Raw genomic sequence first — 18,395 nt, 5'->3', positions numbered from 1 at the left:
CCAGATCAACAAAATAGAGATCCGCGGTAATGTGCAACTGTTCGTATCAGATGGTACTGCCGACCAGGTAAAAGTTTACAACCGTTACTATGCTGAAAGTGCAATGGTTAAAAACGAGAACGGTGTACTGCGCATTGCGTCATACAACGCTAAAACATTAGTGGTTTGGGTTACAGCCGCCGACCTGCGCAGCATCTCTGCTTATGATAATGCCGAAGTAAAATCTTTCGGTAACCTGTCTAAGATAGACCTTGATGTTAACCTGTACAACAATGCTTCAGCAAAACTGAACCTTGACGCTTACAAAGCAAACATCACCGTAAACGACCGCGCTAAAGCGGATGTTACCGGTAACGTGAATGAGTACACATTGGTTCGTGACCAGTCTGCAACCGTTAACAACACCGATTTAGCTGCAACCAGCAAAACAGAAAAAATCACCAACAAGTTTACCCCGGCTAAAGCAGAAATAGCCGTCCTGTAAGTATACTTTTGCAAAAGTTCAACATATATTAAGTCAAAAGCCACCGCGTAAACGGTGGCTTTTTTGCGGATTAACAATAAATATTTTGGTTTGACAGTGGGGAAGGATTTACGACTCCGTTAATTCGCCTCTCAGATCTTTTTCCAAACAGCGTTTCACTTCCAGCGGGTCGTCTATTTCGCCGAGGAGGTACATCATTTTGGTAACTGCCGCTTCAAAGGTCATATCGAATCCGCTGGCTATGCCCATATCTTTGAGCTCCTTACTGGTTTCATAGCGGCCGAGTTCTACGGTTCCCACTTTACATTGGGAAATATCCAGGATAACTTTTCCGGCGTCTATCGCGGCTTTCAGCAGGTCGATGAACCATTGGTCGGTAGTGGTGTTGCCCGCGCCGAAGGTTTCCATTACAATGCCGCGTACATCCGCGCCTAAAATGGTTTCTACCACTTTGGGGCTGATGCCGGGATACAGTTTAAGTACGGCTACATCGCTTACCAGGTTGTTATGCACCTTTAGGGGGCCTTCGCCCGGCTGGCGGATGTCATTCGCGCTGAAACGCAGGTGCACGCCCGATTCGGCCAGGATAGGATAGTTGGGTGAGCGGAACGCCTCGAACTTGGAGGAGTTATATTTAAACGCGCGGTTACCACGGAACAATTTGTAATCAAAATAGATACAAACTTCGGGTACGCGGCTTTTATCGTTCTTTTTGGCTTTGGCAATTTCAATGGCCGTCATCAGGTTTTCCTTGGCATCCGTGCGTACGGCGCTAATGGGCAGCTGCGAACCGGTGAAGATTACGGGCTTATCTAAATTTTGCAGCATAAAACTCAACGCCGATGCGGTGTACGCCATGGTGTCCGAACCGTGCAGAATCACGAAGCCGTCCACCTCGTCGTAGCTGGCTTCTATCAATCCGGCCAACTCGCTCCAAACCTGCGGGTTCATGTTTGATGAATCGATGATCTGCTCGAACGAATGAACCTTAATTTTACAGTTAAGCTTCTCCAATTCGGGCACATTATCCATTATCTGCTCAAAATTGATGGGTACAAGTACTTTGGTTATCGGGTCGGTCATCATACCAATAGTGCCGCCGGTATAGATGATCAGTATTTGGCTCATTGCTCAGGTTTATACTTTTAATAAATAATTATACCCCGAAAATCCGTTTAGAATTTTCGGTGGTGGTGTTTGCCACTTCTTCTACAGTAACTTGATGCAGTTCCGCAACCTTTTGGGCTATGTATGTTAAATAAGAGCTTTCGTTAGGTTTACCTCGGTACGGAACAGGGGTAAGATACGGAGAATCAGTTTCTAAAACGATATGCTTTAGGTCAATTTGCGGTAAGAATTTGTCTAACCCTGCGTTTTTATACGTTACAACGCCGCCTATCCCCAAATAAAAACCGAGGGCAATAACCTTTTGGGCCTGCTCCAGCGTGCCACTAAAGCAGTGGAATATGCCGCGTAAGTGCTCGTCCTGCTCTTGCAGCAGCACTTCGTAAACTTCATCAAAAGCATCGCGGCAATGGATCACTATGGGTAACTTTAACTGTTTGGCCCACTTTATCTGGAGTTTAAAGGCATGAGTTTGCTCTGCCAGCAGGGTTTTATCCCAATAAAGGTCTATCCCTATTTCGCCAATAGCGTACATTTTATGCTGATGAAGTGCAGGTTGCATCAGCATAAGTTGGTGCTCCCAGTCTTCTTTTACCGAGCAGGGGTGCAAACCAAGCATGGCAAAGCAATTGTCGGGGTAAGCTTCCAGCAAGTCGGCTATCAGGGGGATGGAAGCTGCATCAACGTTTGGCAAAAACAGCCGGGTAACATCGTTGTCAAAACAGCGCTGCATCAAGGCCTGCCGTTTTGTATCGATAGTTTCGTAATACAAATGAGTATGCGTATCTGTTAATACCATGCTGCAAAAATAAAAAAGCCTCCGTTTCGGGAGGCGTTTTATGCTTATTAATTTTTCTTTTTTACAATTGGTCGCTTTTTAAGCGGTGTTTTACCTTTAGTGACAGCAGGTTTTACTACCGGATGTTTGCCCGGTGTAATATTAACCATCTCCACATCAAACACCAATGTGCTATACGGCTTTATAATACCACTGCCCTGCTCGCCGTAACCAATGGCCGATGGGATGATGAAGGTCGCTTTCGCGCCTTTGTTAAGCAACTGCAAACCCTCTACCCAGCCGGCAATTAACGGCTGCACACCAAGTACAAATGTAAGCGGTTGGTATGGTTTCCCTTGCTGGTAGGTACCGGCGGCTTTAGCTACTGCTTCAATGCTGGTATCAAACACCTCTTCGGTGGTTAAACGCCCGGCATAGTGTACCGCTAAGGAGTCGCCTTTACGCGCGTAAGGGCCAACACCTGCTTTGGTGATCACATAACGCAGCCCTGATGGGGTAACTTTTGTAACCAGGCCGTGTTTTTTAATGTAGGCATCGCCTTGGGTACCTTCGGCTGCTTTTAATTTAGCAACCCCTGCGTTACGCTCGGCAATCGCATCAGCTAATGTTTGGATCTGTACAATTTTTACGGTGCATAAAATGTTGCCGCCTTTAGCTAAAAAAGCCGGACGCTGTGCATCGTTACCTTTAAAAATGGTATCTACCGGTATTTTCACAATGGCGCTGTCGCCAACGGCCAGTAAAGGCAAAATATCCATCAGGTCACCGGGGTTGCGCGACGGTTGCGCCTGTACTTTAACAGGCTGCCCTATTTTGTAGCTGCTAAAAAGTATCGAATCTTTATCAGTGCGTTGGGTAACGTGGAAGGTAACCACATCGCTCGCTTTAACTTTTTCGCCGGTGTTTGGGGTAAGTATCTGGTACTGTACGCCGCTTGGAAGGGTTTTGAAGCCCTGTGCATTGGCTGTTACTGCGAAACCGGTAAGCAGCAACAATGTATAAATAGCTTTTTTCATAATAAAAAAGCCTTCCGTTTTAAAACGGAAGGCTGTATTGGGGTTAAATATTATCTAAATGTCGGCGGTTGTGGTGCCGCAGGTTTTGGAGCGTTCGGGTTTGCGTGAATAATGTCAACAACTTCTACAGTAAACACGGTAACTGCAAAAGCAGGGATCATTGGCGGCGCGCCTTGTTCGCCCCAACCAAGGTCTGATGGGATCACAAAAGTTGCTTTTGCACCTTTATTTAACAATAGCAAACCTTCGTCCCAGCCTCTTATTACTTTGCCTTCGCCTACTGCAAGGTGCATTGGCGCAAAAGGTCTGCGCGGGTCTGCAGGTTGCTTGGTGTCCTTGGCAATCTGAGCAGCATTCTCTTTCAGGCTGCTATCAAACATTTTACCGTTTAGTAATGTGCCGGTGTAATTTACAACAGCGGTATCGCCTTTTGCAATATTAGCACCTGTACCGGGGGTAGTTATCTGGTAGGTTAGGCCCGATGGTGTAACCTGGGTGGTTAGCTTATTGTCGGCAGCATACTTTTTAATTTTTGCCGGCTCTGCTTTCCTGATCACGTCAGACTGTGCTTTAACAAACTCGGATATACGGCCCTGGAAAACAACTTCGCTAAGGTTTCCACGTGCAATTACTTTATCTACTTTAACATTGTAAATAATGTATTTGCCTTTGACGCCGGGAGGTTTTGGCTGGCCTTTTTTAAATACTGAATCGATGTTCATTTTAAAGGTTGCGCTATCCCCTTCGCTAAGCAACAGGAAACCGGTAGTTATATCACCTTTTTTCTGCTCTTTTGGCATTGGTGCCAATACCGGGCGGCCGGTTTCGTAAGTGCTGTATACAACCGAATCGCCTTCAGTTTTCAATACAAGATTCAGGCTCATAAAATCGCCTGTTTTAATGGTTGGGCCCGATTTATCTACGGTTATATCATATAACAAACCACCTTCGGCCTGTTTAAATCCACCTTTACAACTTGCTAACCCTATAGTTGCAAGCGCGATAAGCATTACATTTTTCCTCATTTTAGTTTTTACTGTATTAATAGTTTTTTATAGTCTGGTAATATTGATTTAAATTTTTGTACTACGGCCTCAAAGCTCTCATTTGATTGCCCGCCGGCCGCGTTGCGATGCCCGCCTCCGTTGAAATATTTTTTACAAATTTCGTTTGCCGGGAACTCTTCTTTGCTTCGTAACGATAGTTTTACCATATCGTTTCGCTCTACGATGAACGCGCCCAGTTTTATACTGGCTATAGATAAGGCATAATTTACGATGCCCTCGGTATCGCCTGTATTAACATCAAACTTAGCAAGATCTGTTTTACTAACGGCAATTATGGCGGTATTGTATTCGGGCAGTATTTCCAGGCAGTTGGCCAGGCAATGCCCTATAAAGCGCAAGCGGTTTTCTGATGCGCTGTTGTATATCAATTCGTGGATGCGCCAGTTTACCGCGCCGCAGTCTATCAGTTCGGCAACTATACGGTGCACATCTGATGTGGTGTTTGGTAAACGGAAGGAGGCGGAATCGGTAAGGATGCCTGTATATAAGCAGGTGGCTACGTCTTTATCTATCAAATCTTTGCGGCCAAGCTCGTTTGCGATGAAGGTGTACACCAGCTGCGCGGTAGCACAAGCCTTAATATCCCAATAACGGTAATCATCAAAATCCTGTGGTTCCAGGTGATGGTCTATCATTACTTTATAGGCACTGCTTGCACCAACAAGTTCGCCCATTTGGTTGATGCGGCTGAGGCTGTTAAAATCGAGGCAGAAAATGATATCCGCGTCTGCAATCAAAACGGCAGCTTCTTCGGTATGCTCGGTGTAGATCATTACTTCTTCGTTACCAGGCATCCAGGTTAAAAAGTCGGGATAATCTGTTGGGGCAATAACAGTAGCGTGGTGCCCAAGTTGTATTAAATAATTATACAACCCTAACGACGACCCCATAGCATCACCATCGGGTTTGTGATGGGTAGTAATAACTATTTTTTGGGGCTGAGCTAAAAGTTCCGTAAGCGAGGCTAAATCCAACATCAATTTTAAAAAGAAGTGCAAAGCTAAATAAATTAATTAAATACAAACAGCTTATTTAGCAGTAAAAGCTTTATGTTTCAGTTGTAAAACGCTATTTTTGCGCCAATTTTAATAATCTAATTAAGAGATTAACTCCAAAAAATGAAAACCAACAGAACATTTACAATGATAAAGCCGGATGCAGTTGCCAACGGCCACATTGGCGCTATTTTAGATCATATCACCAAAGCAGGTTTTAAGATAGTAGCGCTAAAATACACAGCATTAAGCGCGCAAAAAGCCGGCGAATTTTACGCGGTACACAGCGAGCGCGGTTTTTATGCCGACCTGGTAAGCTTTATGTCATCGGGCCCTATCGTTGCGGCTATTTTAGAGAAAGATAACGCTATCGCGGATTTCCGTGCTTTAATTGGCGCTACCGATCCATCTAAAGCTGATAAAGGCACCATCCGTAACCTGTTTGCAAAATCTATCGAGGCAAACGCTGTGCACGGATCTGACTCTGACGAAAACGCTGAAATTGAAGGCAGTTTCTTCTTCTCGGCTTTCGAAAAATTCTAACAACTGGCATACTTCAACCGGCTGTAATACTGTTTATTACAGCCGGTTTATTTTTATTTGACCTTGCTTTGTACAATATTTGTTTTTAACTTTACGTTGTTACTCCAACACGCGCCAGTTAGCAGGTTCCAGTCATGAAAGCATTATTCAAGTACGTTGTATATTCGGTAATAATTGTGACTATTTTATTGGTGTCTCTGGATATTTTCAGATACCATCCCGAAGCGCAATTCGCGTTCATCTTCCCGGGGATCTTTCTTTTAGCTTTCTCGCATATTATGGATGACGCCCTGCGCGGCATCTCCTCTCGCATCCGCTTAGGCCGGAAGTAGTTTACAAAAAAACAATTTCTTCTACCAGTACCGTTTTAGCTTCATCGTTTATTTTGGCAATAATTTGGCTGCGCATCATCACCAGTTCATTTTTTATTACCGATGATTCTATCCGTAAAAAAAGTTTCTTATCCCTGATGAACAGCTCCTTGGTGCGGTTGGCTACCGATTTACCCACCAGGTCGGGCCAGGCGGTTACCACGTGGGTTTCGTCGTACTTACGTTTTATTTTGTAAACATTAAGCATTTGCTCAATAGCTTCCTTAAGCGATTTGTCGTTTGTTTTACGCATCGATGTTTCCCTCCGCTACTTTAAATAATTTTACGTCCACATTTATTGCCTCAAATATATTTTGCACCCGGCTAATGCTGGTATCGGTGATCAGCACCTGCCCAAAATCGTTATTGCTCACCATTTGCATCAGTTTGGTTACCCGGCCCTCATCCAGTTTATCAAATATATCATCTAACAGCAAAAGCGGTTTAAAGCCCTTTTTTTGGGTAAGGAAGGTGTACTGAGCCAGTTTAAGCGCTATCAGAAAAGATTTTTGCTGCCCCTGCGAGCCAAACTTTTTCATGGGCATGCCGTGGATATTAAACTGCAGATCATCCTTATGGATGCCGCTGGTGGTGCGCTCCAATATCCGGTCGCGCTCTATGGTCTTCTTCAGCAGGTTTGCCAGGTTATCATTTAATAACTGCGACTCGTACACCAGTTCCACCTCTTCGGCACCGGCGCTGATGAAGCTATAATGCTGGTTAAAAATAGGGGTGAAGCTTTCCATAAAGGCCCGGCGCTTTTCAAATATGCGGGTACCCGAGGCGGTTAACTGCTCATCCAGCACGGCCAGCAGGTCGGGGTCGTAGCGGCCGGTATCGGCGATCAGCTTCAGCATGGCGTTGCGGTTGGCCAGGAATTTATTGTAGGCGATCAGTTCGTCCAGATAGTGGTTGTCCGTTTGCGAGATCACGTTATCAATAAATTTGCGGCGCTCTTCGCTGCCTTCAATAATAATGCTGATATCATAAGGCGAGATCATTACCAGGGGAAGCAACCCGATATGATCGGCCAGGCGCTGGTAATCTTTTTTATTGCGCTTGAATTGCTTTTTCTGATTGCGTTTTACGCCGCAGGCTACAACCTCTTTGTTCCCGTTCTTCTCAAAAACGCCGTTGATCATAAAAAAATCGGCACCTTGTTTTATCTGCTGGCTATCGATGGGGTTGAAATAGCTTTTACACAGGCTGAGGTAGTGCACGGCATCCAGCAGGTTGGTTTTGCCAGCGCCGTTATTCCCTACAAAAGCATTAACGCCGGTGCTGAGGGTAAGCTCGGCTTCGGTATAATTCTTAAAATTTAAAAAGGAGAGCTGCTGCAGGTACATGGGATGGCAAAATTACGCAATTGGTTCATTAGTTTGGTAGTTCATTTGTTCATTAGTCATTGGTTCATTTGTGGGTGGGTTTGTTAGGTATGGGAGAAATGCGTTAGCGATAGAAGTGGAAAGCCCGTAAACGCAGCGCAGCGAAGTGCGGACTTGGAACGGATAGCGCGGGCCGAAGGCAACGCCATAATAATTGTAAGGAATCGGAATTTTCAGAATTAAAGAATTAACAGAATAATATTACTGAAATTCTGTTAATCTTAAAATTCTGTAAATTCTGATTCAGATAACCCCGCTCATAATCAATTAAATCAACAATTAACTAAGCGAAAATAATTATTTGTTAAAAGTTTTGAAAACCGTAGTTTTGCAAACTTAATTTTTAAATACAAATGTCAGCAACCGAGTTGAAAACAAAGGCTACGCCAGCAAATACCGAAACAGTGAAGAGTGGCAGCTTTGTTCAGGAGAACCAAAAAAGCTTATTATTTATAGCAGGCGCTATCGTGTTAATGGTAGTGATATACATAGCTTACACCAAATTTTACCTGGGCGACAGGGAAGTGAAAGCTGCCAACCAAATACATGTAGCACAAGATTACTGGGCTAAAAAGGAATGGGATAAAGCCATTAAAGGTGCTGATAGCTACCCCGGTTTAGAAAAAATAATTGCTGATTACAGCAACACCAAAACGGCTAACCTTGCTTACTTTTACTTAGGCGTTGCTTACTTAAACAAAGGCGAATACCGCAAAGCGATAGATAATTTTAATAACTACCGCGGTGATGATATGATGGTTGCAGCTGAAGCCTACGGCAACACAGGTGATGCTTATGTTGAATTGAAAGATTACGACAAAGCGGAAACCTACTTCAAAAAAGCGATTGATAAAGCTAACAACCAGTTCCTTTCTCCGGTTTACCTGAAAAAATTAGGTTTGGTTTACGAAGCTAAAAACGACAACAAATCGGCAGCCGATACTTACAAAAAAATAAAAACCGACTATCCAACAAGCACCGAAGCCCAAAGCATCGACGCTTACATTGCACGTACGGAAACAAAGTCGTAATTAGGTTACGAATAGTTAGAAAGGTTTTAAAGGTTGAAAGTGTTGTAAAGGTAAAACCGCAACACTTTCAACCTTTCTTTTTTGGGGAATGTTTTAAAAGTTAAAAAGGTTGAAAACGTTAGAAATCTAGAACGCCCTAACAACCTCTACAACCCTTATAACATTTGTAACCCTTCCAACTTTTTACAACCTTTACAACGTCTACAACCCTTTTAACTTTTCTACAACTAATACCATGTCTTCAGCATTAAAAAACCTTTCAGATTTTTCTACCGCTACCGAGATCCCTTCGGCAGAGGCATTCACCTTTGGTATTGTTGTTGCCGAATGGAATGCCGAAATTACCAATGCCTTATACCAGGGCGCATACAATAGCCTGGTAAAATATGGCGCTAAGGAAAAGAATATTCACAGCTACCCGGTACCCGGCAGCTTTGAGCTCACCAGCGGCGCCGAACTGCTTTTGCAAACCGGTAAATTTGATGCCGTAATATGCCTGGGCTGTGTAATACAAGGTGAAACCCGCCATTTTGATTTTATTTGCAATGCGGTTGCAAATGGCGTAAGCAATGTTGCTATAAAACATTCAAAACCTGTTATATTTGGAGTGCTTACTACCGATAACCAGCAACAAGCTGTGGATAGGGCAGGTGGCAAACACGGCAACAAAGGCGATGAGGCTGCTGTAACTGCCATAAAAATGGCTAAATTGGCTGAAACTTTGCAAGGCTAAAAGCGTATAAAACAGAGTTATTATAAACCCATAGAATGAAAAAGATAGTTTACATAATTGTTATGGCCCTTTTAGTTGGCATCAGCGTATCTTCATGCTCAAACAAATTATGCCCGGCCTACGGCTCTTACCCAAACAGGGGCAGGTAGTTAACAATTGTCATTTTTACCCTAAAGCTTAAAACTTTAAGCAGTTTTACATTGTATTTACTTTAAAGAGAGTTTATACAATTACTTTTGTGCTATGGAATGGATATCGTTGGAGTCGGCAGATCAGCTGAATAACATCAAACAACAGCAGGGTTATAGTTTAATATTTAAGCATAGCACCCGTTGCTCTATCAGTATGATGGCAAAAAGGCGCTTCGAGCTTGATTGGGAAGAACTGCCGGGAGATATGCCCCTTTACTTTTTAGACCTTATTAAACACCGCGATATTTCCGCAAAAATTGCCCAGGATTTTCACGTACATCACGAATCTCCGCAACTGCTGCTGATAAAAGATGGCGAATGTATATTAGATCAATCGCATGGCGGCATCTCGGTAGATGAAACAGTGAGCGTTTTAAATTAGAATCAAGAGACAAGACAAAAAAATATACCCCCTGCAGGTTAATAGCTTACGGGGCTTTTTAATAGGGATAATGCCCATCGGAGAGGCAAGGTTCTGAATAGCCAACAATTTCCTGTTGTTCCAGTTCTTCTAACCTGGCTTTCACAGGGCCATAGTCAACGGCAGCGGGAATGTTCATCGCAAAATAAACGCTATTCATTTTCTCTGACTTACATCCAAGGTCTTTTAACTCATTTCGTACCTGCTCAATATCGGTATCGTCCATTATTACTACTTGAACGGTTGAATTGCCCGATGGAGTAACAGTATGCCGGTAAGTTAACATGGTTTCATCTTCGTCGTACTCAGCAAAAATAATATCATCACAAGCAATTAACGGCGCATATATCGGGATGTTATCGAGCCGGTAAAGCCCCTTTTTCTCATCTACAATAATCGCCCACATGGTTTCTACAGTATCCTCTTCTAAAACATCGCTGTAAAATCGAAATAAAATTTTCTTGTATTCATCTTCTGGCATACACAAAGCTATTACTAAGAGTGAAGAATTACAACAGCCCACTTCCGTCAATCTTCTGTAAGCATTTCAACCCTTAGCACATTTATAACATTTTTAACTAATTTTGCGCTATGATTGATTTGCCTGTAGTGCCCGCTAATCAGCCGCAACGCAAGCCCGATTGGCTTAGAGTTAGGCTCCCCGTGGGGAAAGAATACGCTCATGTACGCGGTTTGGTGGATACCCATAAGCTGCATACCATTTGCGAAAGCGGTAATTGCCCAAATATGGGCGAGTGCTGGGGTGCAGGCACTGCGACATTTATGATATTGGGTAACATTTGTACCCGTAGCTGCTCTTTTTGCGCGGTAGCAACTGGCCGCCCGCTGGCCGTTGATACCGACGAACCCAACCGTGTAGCCAACTCAGTAAAACTGATGCAGGTAAAGCATTGTGTAATTACTTCGGTAGACCGGGATGATTTGAAAGATGGCGGCTCTATTATATGGGCGGAAACCATCAACGCCATCCGCCGCGAAAGCCCGGAGACAACTTTAGAAACTTTACTGCCCGATTTCCGTGGCAATTGGGATAACCTGGCCCGAGTGCTGGAAACCCGGCCGGAGGTAGTATCGCATAACCTGGAAACCGTTCGCCGTTTAACAAAAGAAGTACGCATCCAGGCCAAATACGATAGGAGTTTGGAGGCATTGCGCCATGTATCAGAAACCGGTTTACGAACCAAATCGGGTATTATGCTTGGCCTGGGCGAAAAGGAAGAAGATGTGCTGGAAGCCATGGACGATCTGCTGCAAGCCGGCGTACATATTTTAACGCTTGGCCAGTACCTGCAGCCAACCCGTAACCATCACCCTGTTATTGATTGGATCCATCCCGATCAGTTTGCCAGCTATAAAGAATGGGGATTGAAGAAAGGATTTAGATATGTAGAGAGCGGGCCGCTGGTTCGTTCGTCATATCACGCTGAAAAGCATTTGTTTGAAATGTAATTAATCCTGTCTATCTTTCGCCTCAGTTGAGCAGAAAACGAAAAATATCACTATCAGAGGAGGAGCTTGTATCAGCCCTTCGTAACCGCGAGAAGATCGCGGTAGAAGCGCTATACGATATGTATTCCGCATCGTTGTTTGGTGTGATATCCCGCATTATTATCGATACCCCGGTTGCCGAAGACGTTTTGCAAGAAACTTTCGTGAAAATTTGGAGCTCTTTTTCGGGCTACAGTGCCGAAAAAGGGCGCTTATTTACCTGGATGGTGAATATTGCCCGCAATTTGGCTATCGATAAGATCCGCTCTAAAGATTTTAAAAATCAGGCCAAAAACCATGAGCTTGAAAATAACGTAACTTTCATAGACGAACAAAGAAATACGGTTTACAAGCCCGAGCTGCTTGGTATCAGGGAATTAGTATCTACACTGAAACCCGAACAAAAGTCTATTCTCGATCTCGTGTATTTTAACGGTTACACCCATGTGGAAGCTGCCGAGGAACTTGGCGTGCCTCTGGGGACCATCAAAACACGACTACGGATGGCTATTCTGCAGCTCAGAAAACATTTTAATTGAAAGTGGAAAACATCAAGGAGTATATAGAATCGGGGATATTGGAACTTTATGTTCTGGGGCAATTAAGCCCGGAAGAAAAGTTGCAAGTGGAGGAGATGACCGCTAAGCATACCGCCGTTAAGGCAGAGATAGAGGATATTGAACGTTCGATGGAGTTATTTGCTGAGGAGCACGCCCTGGAGCCCTCAGAAGGTTTAAGGAGCAAGATCATGGGTAGTATGGTCACCAACTTAGGCGACGACAGAACATTTACAAAATCACATACCCGCACCGAAGAGATTTTTGAAGACGACGAACGCGATGCAGATAACGTGGTAATAATGCCGGCAAGGCAAACCACCTTTTTTAAATACGCGTTTGCGGCCTGCCTTACCTTATTGGTAATAAGCGTATATGGTTTGGTTACCATGTATAACAAACTGCAGGATACCAACACACAGCTTACCGCTATGCAGTTGGATAAGCAGAAGATTGCTAACGAGGCAAGCTTTAAGGATAAAGAACTGGATATATACCGCGATACCATTTACCGCGTGTTAAAGCTGAAAGGAACCGCCAAAGCACCTTCTGCAGCCATGACACTGGCTTGGAACACCGTTAACAAGAAAATTATACTGGATATGAAGAGCATTAAACTGCCCGATCATGATAAGCAGCACCAGTACCAGCTTTGGGCATTGTTAGGCGGCAAACCGGTAGACCTGGGTGTGTTTGATGCCGCTAACAGCGTTGATACATCAGGCATGAAAGAAATGAAAGCCATAGCCGCTGCTGATGCATTCGCGGTAACCATCGAACCGATGGGCGGAAGCGTTAACCCAACTATTACAGAAATGGTAGTTTCGGGTGCTTCGAAGTAGTTGAGGCCTATAAAAAAATTAAAAATCCCGATAGCCCAAAAGCACCGGGATTTTTAATTTGTTAAAATTTGTTAAAACTTTAAATAAATTGCACTGTTAAAGTAACTATTATGATTTTCCAACGTCATATACATACTTAGTTTGAAGTATTTAGTTCTTTATAAGATCAGTTAATAGTTAATAAGAAAAAAGGGATGTTTGATACTTACATCCCTTTTTTTATGCCTTTAATTTTGCCATGGTAATTGGCAACTGACTAATCACCTTATGGGGGAGCGTGACATACATCCGGTTTGGCAGGGCCAGTTCGTCGCCGGCTTTCCCGTGAATATAAATTCCTAATATACAGGCGTCCTTCGGCGAATATTTTTGTGCCATCAATGAGGAGATAATACCTGTAAGTACATCGCCCATACCTCCCGTTGCCATAGCGGCATTACCGGTAGAATTGAAACAAAGCTTGCCATCTGGTGTGGCAGTTATGGTGTAGTCGTTTTTAAGAACGATGTTGATATTAAATTCCGCAGCCTTTTCTTTAGCGGTTTGTAGGCGTTGCCACCAGTTGGTATGCGCACCAAAAAGCCTGTCGAACTCTTTCATATGCGGGGTAAGGATGCTACCTGCCGGGAGTTTTTGTAATAAAGTTTTATTGGCCGATAACAAATTGAGCGCATCCGCGTCAACTACAATCGGATTTTTATAATTTTTGAGAACAGCTTTCAGCAACTTCAAAGCAGCGGCATCGGTACCTAAACCGGGTCCGATGGCTATCGAACTGTATTTATCCCAACTTATTTCCGGCACCTTATTATTCGTTCTGGGAGAAGCCATAATTTCGGGCATCGAAGTGTTTAGCGCAACTAAGCCACTCTGCGGGATACAGGCGGTAGTAAGCCCCGCTCCTGCATGTGCGCAGGCGGAGGCAGATAGCAATGCCGCACCCATCGTTTCGTCTTTACCGGCTATAATAAGCGCATGTCCGTAAGTACCCTTGTTGCTGAAATGGTGGCGATGCCTGATCATTTTGCGGGCATCGGATTCTTCCACAAATAAATAAGGGGTATTAATAGAGTTAATGAATGTTTCGCTCAAACCTATCTTTACCACTTCACAGCAATCGATGTACGGTCCCGATTCGGGCAGCAGGAAGTTGATTTTTGGCTGTTGGAAGGTTATGGTGAGATCTGTTTTTAGAATGGCGGCATCTTTAGGTATCTCGCCATCTGTAAAAAAGCCCGTCGGTACATCTACCGCAACTACCGTTTTATTAAGGCTATTGAGGTATTCTACCAGCTTTTTATAATCACCGGCAAGAGGTTTATTTAAGCCACTACCCAGCATAGCATCAATCAGGATATCGCATTTTTCATCGGGGAATGTATCGCCCGACTTTATCTCTGCCAGCTTTATTTTGCCCAGGCGTTTAAGGTTGGCATTAAAATCATCACTCGCCTTATTGCTAAAGCGTATTATTTCAATGTTGATGAGGTTATAACCATGATCATCAAGCAGGCGCGCAATGGCCAGTCCGTCGCCACCGTTATTGCCCGTGCCGCAGTATACCGAAATGCTTTTCCGTTTATCCGGGAAGTGGTTAATAAACCAGCCCACAAAAGCTTTGGACGCGCGCTCTATCAAGTCAACAGAACTAATAAGCTCGTTGGCTATTGTGTAAGCATCCGCTTCGCGAATTTGGGAGGCAACTAAAAGAGGCAGCATATTAGATAAAGGTAGGGGTTTGGGGAATTGTTTTAGGAAGGGGTTTAATAATAATGATACCGACACTGTAAAATCACGATAGCCCCACCATCTATTTGATAAACTATTCTATGCTCTAAGTTGATTCGCCTCGACCACCAGCCGGCAAGATTGTGTCTCAAGGGGTCGGGCTTGCCACTGCCTTCAAACGGTGCTCTTTCTATTTCTTTAACTAAAGAGTTTATCTTTTTAAGAACGGCCTTATCCGTGTTTTGCCAATATAAATAGTCCTCCCATGCCTGGTCAAGAAAAACAATTTTCATTCTTCAATAAGGCTTCTTTCCTTACCTAAACCAGTTTTATAATCTTCAATACCCTGCAACAGGCGCAATGCGTTTTTTGGGCTTTTAAGCAGATAAAAGGTCTCTTCCATGCTTTCATAGTCAGCTTTAGAAAGCACTACCACATCCTCTCCATTTGCACTGGTAACAAAAAGTGGAGTATGACTATTACGCACCTTATCTAAGTAAGATTTGAGCTGCTGCCTAAATGATGTATAAGTGGTAACCTGCATGACGATTGAGTTTTACTAAAGATAAATAGAATAATTTATATGTACAAGTTTATGTACATCCTGATTTCTTTATTTGATCCCCATTTCCTTTTTCAAAAACTGACCGGTAAAGCTTTCTTTTACTTTACACAAACCCTCTGGCGTGCCGCTGTACAATATCTTACCACCGCCCGAACCACCTTCGGGACCGAGATCTATCACGTGGTCAACCGTTTTTATTACGTCGAGGTTATGCTCTATCACCAGTACTGTATTGCCTTTATCAACCAATTGATTGATAACGCCCAATAGTACGTTGATGTCCTCGAAGTGGAGGCCTGTAGTAGGCTCGTCCAGGATATAAAAAGTGTTGCCGGTATCTTTTTTGGAGAGTTCGGTAGCCAGCTTTACGCGTTGCGCCTCACCGCCGGATAGCGTGGTGGAAGATTGCCCGAGCGTGATATACCCCAAGCCCACATCAAACAAGGTTTTTACCTTGCGGTAGATGGCGGGGATATGCTCAAAGAACGGTGTGGCATCCTCAATGCTCATGTCCAGCACATCGCTGATGGATTTGCCGCGATAGCGTACTTCCAGCGTTTCGCGGTTGTAGCGGCGGCCTCCGCATTCTTCGCAGGGCACCTGTACATCCGGCAGAAAGTTCATTTCTATCACCTTTTGCCCGGCACCCTGGCAGGTTTCGCAACGCCCGCCCTTTACATTGAACGAGAAACGACCGGGTTTGTACCCCCTAATCCTCGACTCGGGCAGCGCCACGAACAGGTTACGGATATCCGAGAACACCCCTGTATACGTAGCCGGGTTACTCCTTGGTGTACGCCCAATAGGTGTTTGATCTATCTCAATTACTTTATCTACATTATCCAGCCCCTCAATTTTATCGTAAGGGAGCGGTGTTTTCTTGGCACGGAAGAAATGATGATTCAAGATCGGGTACAACGTCTCCGTGATCAGGCTGGATTTACCACTGCCCGATACGCCGGTTACACCAATCAGTTTCCCCAACGGAAAATCTACCGATACCTTTTTGAGGTTATGCCCGGTAGCTTTTTTAAGGCTCAGGGTTTTGCCATTGCCGTCGCGGCGTTTTGCAGGTATGGCTATTGCCCGCTCGCCGTTAATGTACGATGTAGTGAGTGTATGGCAAGCCATCAGTTCGGCAGGGGTGCCCTGGGCCACAATTTGCCCGCCGTGTACGCCGGCTGCCGGGCCCATGTCTATTACGTGGTCGGCCTCTAATATCATATCTTTATCGTGCTCAACCACCAGTACAGTGTTACCCAGGTCGCGGAGGTTTTTGAGGGCTTTTATCAGGCGCTCATTATCGCGCTGGTGCAAGCCAATACTCGGCTCATCCAAAATGTACATTACGTTCATCAGTTGAGAGCCTATCTGCGTAGCCAACCGGATCCGCTGTGCCTCACCACCCGAGAGTGTTTTTGCGGTACGATCGAGCGTTAAATAACTTAAACCAACATCCAGCAAAAAGCCGATGCGGGCGCGGATCTCTTTTAATATTTCCTTGGCAATAACGTTCTGGCGTTCGCTCAGGCGGTCTTCTAAGCCGTCGTACCACTTGCTGAGGGTTGTGATATCCATGGTGGCCAGTTCGAAGATGTTCTTCTCATCCACCTTAAAATGCAGCGATTCTTTCTTCAACCTCGCGCCATCGCAGGTAGGGCAGGTACGGAGTACGCGGTAGTTCTCCATATCGTCCATCCCCTCGTCGTTGCGGCGTTCCTGCTGCTCTTCCAGCATCCGGATGATCCCATCAAAGGTTATCTGGTAGTTCTGAACGTTCCATTTGTTGTACTCCACAGCTACCGAGATCATATCCGGCGAACCGTTCAGGATGATCTCCAGTTGCTCGCGGGTAAGTTTTTCTATCGGGGTGCTCAGGCTGAACTCATATTTTTTGGCCAGGGCTTTCAGTACCTGGAAGATCCAGGTTTCGCGGAATTCGCCGATGGGGGCAAGGCCGCCGTTCAGGATGCTCAGTTTTGGATTGGGGATAACCGAAGCTTCGTCCACCTCGAAGATGTAGCCCAGGCCGTTACACTTTTCGCAGGCACCATAGGGCGAGTTGAACGAGAAGGTGTTTGGCTGTGGCTCATCGTAAGAAATGCCCGATACCGGGTCCATTAGAAACTTACTGAAGTAAGCCACATTATTATCCTTATCTGAGATACGGATGATGCCCTTGGCTATTTTAAGTGCTTGTTGTACAGATTGGTAAAGGCGTTTGCTATCCGCTTCGCTCACTACCAGGCGGTCTACCACAATGTCAATATCGTGGATCTTATACCGGTCTACCTGCATTTTTGGTTCCACATCGGCAATGGCGCCGTCTATGTAAACTTTCAGGAAACCTTGCTTGCGGATCTGCTCGAACAGTTCGCGGTAGTGGCCTTTACGGGCTTTTACCACGGGCGCCAGGATGTTAACCGGCTGACCGTCAAATTTCTCCATAATGGTACGCAGGATCTGGTCTTCGCTCATGCGCTCCATTTTTTCGCCGGTGGTGTAGCTGTAGGCATCCCCCGCGCGGGCGAAGAGCAGGCGCATAAAATCGTAGATCTCGGTAATGGTACCAACGGTACTGCGCGGGTTTTTGCTGGTGGTTTTTTGCTCAATGGCAATCACTGGACTAAGCCCGCTCACCTTATCCACATCAGGCCGTTCCATGCCGCCCATGAACTGGCGCGAGTAGGCCGAAAACGTTTCCATATAGCGGCGCTGACCCTCGGCGTAGATGGTATCAAAGGCCAGGCTGCTTTTGCCGCTGCCGCTTAAGCCGGTGATAACCACTAGTTTATTGCGCGGGAACGACACATCGATATTTTTGAGGTTATGCACCCGGGCACCGTATACTTCCACTTCGCTTTGTTCGCCCAGGTCTATTGTTTTTTCGCTCATATATACTTTGGAAAACGTATAACCTGCGCCCCTGTTTGCGCGGGCAACGGTTATACTAAAATTTTTGGCAAATATACTTAAAACCCGCGGAGTTTCATACGGTTAGCACCGCCGCGAATAGTGGTTTATTGTAAAATT

General features: G+C 44.9%; 21 protein-coding genes. 9 read left to right on the top strand and 12 right to left on the bottom strand.

Annotation, left to right across the window (positions count from 1 at the left end; genetic code table 11):
- Window positions 1–484: DUF2807 domain-containing protein (locus tag ABIX36_RS24425; RefSeq protein ID WP_348084786.1), on the top strand; the 484-nt coding region annotated here is incomplete at its 5' end.
- A 108-nt stretch (window positions 485–592) separates the two neighbouring features.
- On the opposite strand, the gene ABIX36_RS24420 is transcribed toward ABIX36_RS24425, so the two are convergent.
- Genes ABIX36_RS24420 through ABIX36_RS24400 form a run of 5 tightly spaced genes read right to left on the bottom strand, consistent with a single transcriptional unit; the run spans window position 593 to window position 5,468 of the window.
- Complete coding sequence (locus ABIX36_RS24420; protein WP_348084785.1) at window positions 593–1,612, bottom strand: asparaginase; 1,020 nt, start codon at window positions 1,610–1,612, stop codon at window positions 593–595.
- Between the two features lie 28 nt (window positions 1,613–1,640).
- Window positions 1,641–2,408 carry a TatD family hydrolase gene (locus tag ABIX36_RS24415; RefSeq protein ID WP_348084784.1) on the bottom strand — a complete coding sequence of 256 codons (768 nt, stop codon included), beginning with the start codon at window positions 2,406–2,408 and terminating at the stop codon, window positions 1,641–1,643.
- 47 nt (window positions 2,409–2,455) lie between these two features.
- The gene (locus ABIX36_RS24410) at window positions 2,456–3,424 is read right to left on the bottom strand and encodes an FKBP-type peptidyl-prolyl cis-trans isomerase (protein ID WP_348084783.1); all 969 of its coding nucleotides are present in this window, start codon (window positions 3,422–3,424) and stop codon (window positions 2,456–2,458) included.
- A 50-nt stretch (window positions 3,425–3,474) separates the two neighbouring features.
- Window positions 3,475–4,449, bottom strand: coding sequence for an FKBP-type peptidyl-prolyl cis-trans isomerase (locus tag ABIX36_RS24405; RefSeq protein ID WP_348084782.1), 975 nt, complete (start codon window positions 4,447–4,449; stop codon window positions 3,475–3,477).
- An 8-nt stretch (window positions 4,450–4,457) separates the two neighbouring features.
- Complete coding sequence (locus tag ABIX36_RS24400; RefSeq protein WP_348084781.1) at window positions 4,458–5,468, bottom strand: DHH family phosphoesterase; 1,011 nt, start codon at window positions 5,466–5,468, stop codon at window positions 4,458–4,460.
- A 141-nt stretch (window positions 5,469–5,609) separates the two neighbouring features.
- On the opposite strand from ABIX36_RS24400, the gene ABIX36_RS24395 reads away from it, so the two are divergent.
- Window positions 5,610–6,029: a nucleoside-diphosphate kinase gene (locus ABIX36_RS24395; protein ID WP_348084780.1), complete on the top strand. Its 420-nt coding sequence runs from the start codon at window positions 5,610–5,612 to the stop codon at window positions 6,027–6,029.
- Window positions 6,030–6,163: 134 nt separating this feature from the next.
- Window positions 6,164–6,361 carry a hypothetical protein gene (locus tag ABIX36_RS24390; protein ID WP_128535409.1) on the top strand — a complete coding sequence of 66 codons (198 nt, stop codon included), beginning with the start codon at window positions 6,164–6,166 and terminating at the stop codon, window positions 6,359–6,361.
- Window position 6,362: 1 nt separating this feature from the next.
- On the opposite strand, the gene ABIX36_RS24385 is transcribed toward ABIX36_RS24390, so the two are convergent.
- Together ABIX36_RS24385 and ABIX36_RS24380 are read right to left on the bottom strand one after the other, a co-directional pair.
- Window positions 6,363–6,653, bottom strand: a complete 291-nt coding sequence (locus tag ABIX36_RS24385; RefSeq protein ID WP_348084779.1) for a DUF721 domain-containing protein — start codon at window positions 6,651–6,653, stop codon at window positions 6,363–6,365.
- Entirely contained in the window at window positions 6,646–7,746 is a 1,101-nt protein-coding gene (locus ABIX36_RS24380; RefSeq protein ID WP_348084778.1) for a DNA replication/repair protein RecF, read from the bottom strand. Before ABIX36_RS24380 ends, ABIX36_RS24385 begins: the two co-directional genes overlap by 8 nt.
- A 392-nt stretch (window positions 7,747–8,138) precedes the next feature.
- Between ABIX36_RS24380 and ABIX36_RS24375 the strand changes: the two genes are divergently transcribed.
- The 3 genes from ABIX36_RS24375 to ytxJ all read left to right on the top strand — a co-directional run bounded on the left by ABIX36_RS24375 (window position 8,139) and on the right by ytxJ (window position 10,122).
- Complete coding sequence (locus tag ABIX36_RS24375; protein ID WP_348084777.1) at window positions 8,139–8,816, top strand: tetratricopeptide repeat protein; 678 nt, start codon at window positions 8,139–8,141, stop codon at window positions 8,814–8,816.
- Between the two features lie 235 nt (window positions 8,817–9,051).
- Window positions 9,052–9,549 carry a 6,7-dimethyl-8-ribityllumazine synthase gene (gene ribH / locus ABIX36_RS24370; RefSeq protein WP_348084776.1) on the top strand — a complete coding sequence of 166 codons (498 nt, stop codon included), beginning with the start codon at window positions 9,052–9,054 and terminating at the stop codon, window positions 9,547–9,549.
- Between the two features lie 243 nt (window positions 9,550–9,792).
- Entirely contained in the window at window positions 9,793–10,122 is a 330-nt protein-coding gene (gene ytxJ / locus ABIX36_RS24365; RefSeq protein WP_348084775.1) for a bacillithiol system redox-active protein YtxJ, read from the top strand.
- Between the two features lie 58 nt (window positions 10,123–10,180).
- Here the strand turns inward: ytxJ and ABIX36_RS24360 are convergent, their stop codons facing one another.
- On the bottom strand, window positions 10,181–10,642 hold the full coding sequence (locus ABIX36_RS24360; protein WP_348084774.1) for a DUF4265 domain-containing protein: 462 nt from the start codon (window positions 10,640–10,642) through the stop codon (window positions 10,181–10,183).
- 110 nt (window positions 10,643–10,752) lie between these two features.
- Between ABIX36_RS24360 and lipA the strand changes: the two genes are divergently transcribed.
- The 3 genes from lipA to ABIX36_RS24345 are packed head-to-tail and all read left to right on the top strand — an operon-like array spanning window position 10,753 to window position 13,069.
- Complete coding sequence (gene lipA / locus ABIX36_RS24355; protein ID WP_348084773.1) at window positions 10,753–11,631, top strand: lipoyl synthase; 879 nt, start codon at window positions 10,753–10,755, stop codon at window positions 11,629–11,631.
- Window positions 11,632–11,657: 26 nt separating this feature from the next.
- Window positions 11,658–12,209: a sigma-70 family RNA polymerase sigma factor gene (locus ABIX36_RS24350; protein ID WP_348084772.1), complete on the top strand. Its 552-nt coding sequence runs from the start codon at window positions 11,658–11,660 to the stop codon at window positions 12,207–12,209.
- 2 nt (window positions 12,210–12,211) lie between these two features.
- On the top strand, window positions 12,212–13,069 hold the full coding sequence (locus ABIX36_RS24345) for an anti-sigma factor (protein WP_348084771.1): 858 nt from the start codon (window positions 12,212–12,214) through the stop codon (window positions 13,067–13,069).
- Window positions 13,070–13,288: 219 nt separating this feature from the next.
- Here ABIX36_RS24345 and ABIX36_RS24340 read toward each other — a convergent pair whose 3' ends face one another.
- From ABIX36_RS24340 to uvrA, 4 genes are all read right to left on the bottom strand, one after another.
- The gene (locus ABIX36_RS24340; protein WP_348084770.1) at window positions 13,289–14,788 is read right to left on the bottom strand and encodes an NAD(P)H-hydrate dehydratase; all 1,500 of its coding nucleotides are present in this window, start codon (window positions 14,786–14,788) and stop codon (window positions 13,289–13,291) included.
- A gap of 44 nt (window positions 14,789–14,832) precedes the next feature.
- The gene (locus tag ABIX36_RS24335) at window positions 14,833–15,090 is read right to left on the bottom strand and encodes a Txe/YoeB family addiction module toxin (RefSeq protein WP_348084769.1); all 258 of its coding nucleotides are present in this window, start codon (window positions 15,088–15,090) and stop codon (window positions 14,833–14,835) included.
- A complete protein-coding gene (locus ABIX36_RS24330) occupies window positions 15,087–15,341 on the bottom strand; it encodes a type II toxin-antitoxin system prevent-host-death family antitoxin (RefSeq protein WP_348084768.1) in 255 nt (84 codons plus the stop codon). Before ABIX36_RS24330 ends, ABIX36_RS24335 begins: the two co-directional genes overlap by 4 nt.
- A gap of 69 nt (window positions 15,342–15,410) precedes the next feature.
- Window positions 15,411–18,257 carry an excinuclease ABC subunit UvrA gene (gene uvrA / locus ABIX36_RS24325; protein ID WP_348084767.1) on the bottom strand — a complete coding sequence of 949 codons (2,847 nt, stop codon included), beginning with the start codon at window positions 18,255–18,257 and terminating at the stop codon, window positions 15,411–15,413.
- Window positions 18,258–18,395: the final 138 nt, after the last annotated feature.

Source organism: Mucilaginibacter sp., assembly GCF_039925265.1.
GTDB lineage: Bacteria > Bacteroidota > Bacteroidia > Sphingobacteriales > Sphingobacteriaceae > Mucilaginibacter.
This window is presented reverse-complemented; position numbering and strand designations above follow the sequence as displayed.

What these genes read in the sequence shown, in the direction of transcription:
- ABIX36_RS24395 (WP_348084780.1), top strand. Translation starts at nt 5,610, where the DNA reads ATGAAAACCAACAGAACATTTACAATGATAAAGCCGGATGCAGTTGCC.
- ribH (WP_348084776.1), top strand. Translation starts at nt 9,052, where the DNA reads ATGTCTTCAGCATTAAAAAACCTTTCAGATTTTTCTACCGCTACCGAG.
- ABIX36_RS24375 (WP_348084777.1), top strand. Translation starts at nt 8,139, where the DNA reads ATGTCAGCAACCGAGTTGAAAACAAAGGCTACGCCAGCAAATACCGAA.
- ABIX36_RS24330 (WP_348084768.1), bottom strand. Translation starts at nt 15,341, where the DNA reads ATGCAGGTTACCACTTATACATCATTTAGGCAGCAGCTCAAATCTTAC.
- ytxJ (WP_348084775.1), top strand. Translation starts at nt 9,793, where the DNA reads ATGGAATGGATATCGTTGGAGTCGGCAGATCAGCTGAATAACATCAAA.
- ABIX36_RS24400 (WP_348084781.1), bottom strand. Translation starts at nt 5,468, where the DNA reads ATGTTGGATTTAGCCTCGCTTACGGAACTTTTAGCTCAGCCCCAAAAA.
- uvrA (WP_348084767.1), bottom strand. Translation starts at nt 18,257, where the DNA reads ATGAGCGAAAAAACAATAGACCTGGGCGAACAAAGCGAAGTGGAAGTA.
- ABIX36_RS24340 (WP_348084770.1), bottom strand. Translation starts at nt 14,788, where the DNA reads ATGCTGCCTCTTTTAGTTGCCTCCCAAATTCGCGAAGCGGATGCTTAC.
- ABIX36_RS24390 (WP_128535409.1), top strand. Translation starts at nt 6,164, where the DNA reads ATGAAAGCATTATTCAAGTACGTTGTATATTCGGTAATAATTGTGACT.
- ABIX36_RS24410 (WP_348084783.1), bottom strand. Translation starts at nt 3,424, where the DNA reads ATGAAAAAAGCTATTTATACATTGTTGCTGCTTACCGGTTTCGCAGTA.
- ABIX36_RS24335 (WP_348084769.1), bottom strand. Translation starts at nt 15,090, where the DNA reads ATGAAAATTGTTTTTCTTGACCAGGCATGGGAGGACTATTTATATTGG.
- ABIX36_RS24360 (WP_348084774.1), bottom strand. Translation starts at nt 10,642, where the DNA reads ATGCCAGAAGATGAATACAAGAAAATTTTATTTCGATTTTACAGCGAT.
- ABIX36_RS24380 (WP_348084778.1), bottom strand. Translation starts at nt 7,746, where the DNA reads ATGTACCTGCAGCAGCTCTCCTTTTTAAATTTTAAGAATTATACCGAA.
- ABIX36_RS24420 (WP_348084785.1), bottom strand. Translation starts at nt 1,612, where the DNA reads ATGAGCCAAATACTGATCATCTATACCGGCGGCACTATTGGTATGATG.
- ABIX36_RS24405 (WP_348084782.1), bottom strand. Translation starts at nt 4,449, where the DNA reads ATGAGGAAAAATGTAATGCTTATCGCGCTTGCAACTATAGGGTTAGCA.
- ABIX36_RS24415 (WP_348084784.1), bottom strand. Translation starts at nt 2,408, where the DNA reads ATGGTATTAACAGATACGCATACTCATTTGTATTACGAAACTATCGAT.
- ABIX36_RS24385 (WP_348084779.1), bottom strand. Translation starts at nt 6,653, where the DNA reads ATGCGTAAAACAAACGACAAATCGCTTAAGGAAGCTATTGAGCAAATG.
- lipA (WP_348084773.1), top strand. Translation starts at nt 10,753, where the DNA reads ATGATTGATTTGCCTGTAGTGCCCGCTAATCAGCCGCAACGCAAGCCC.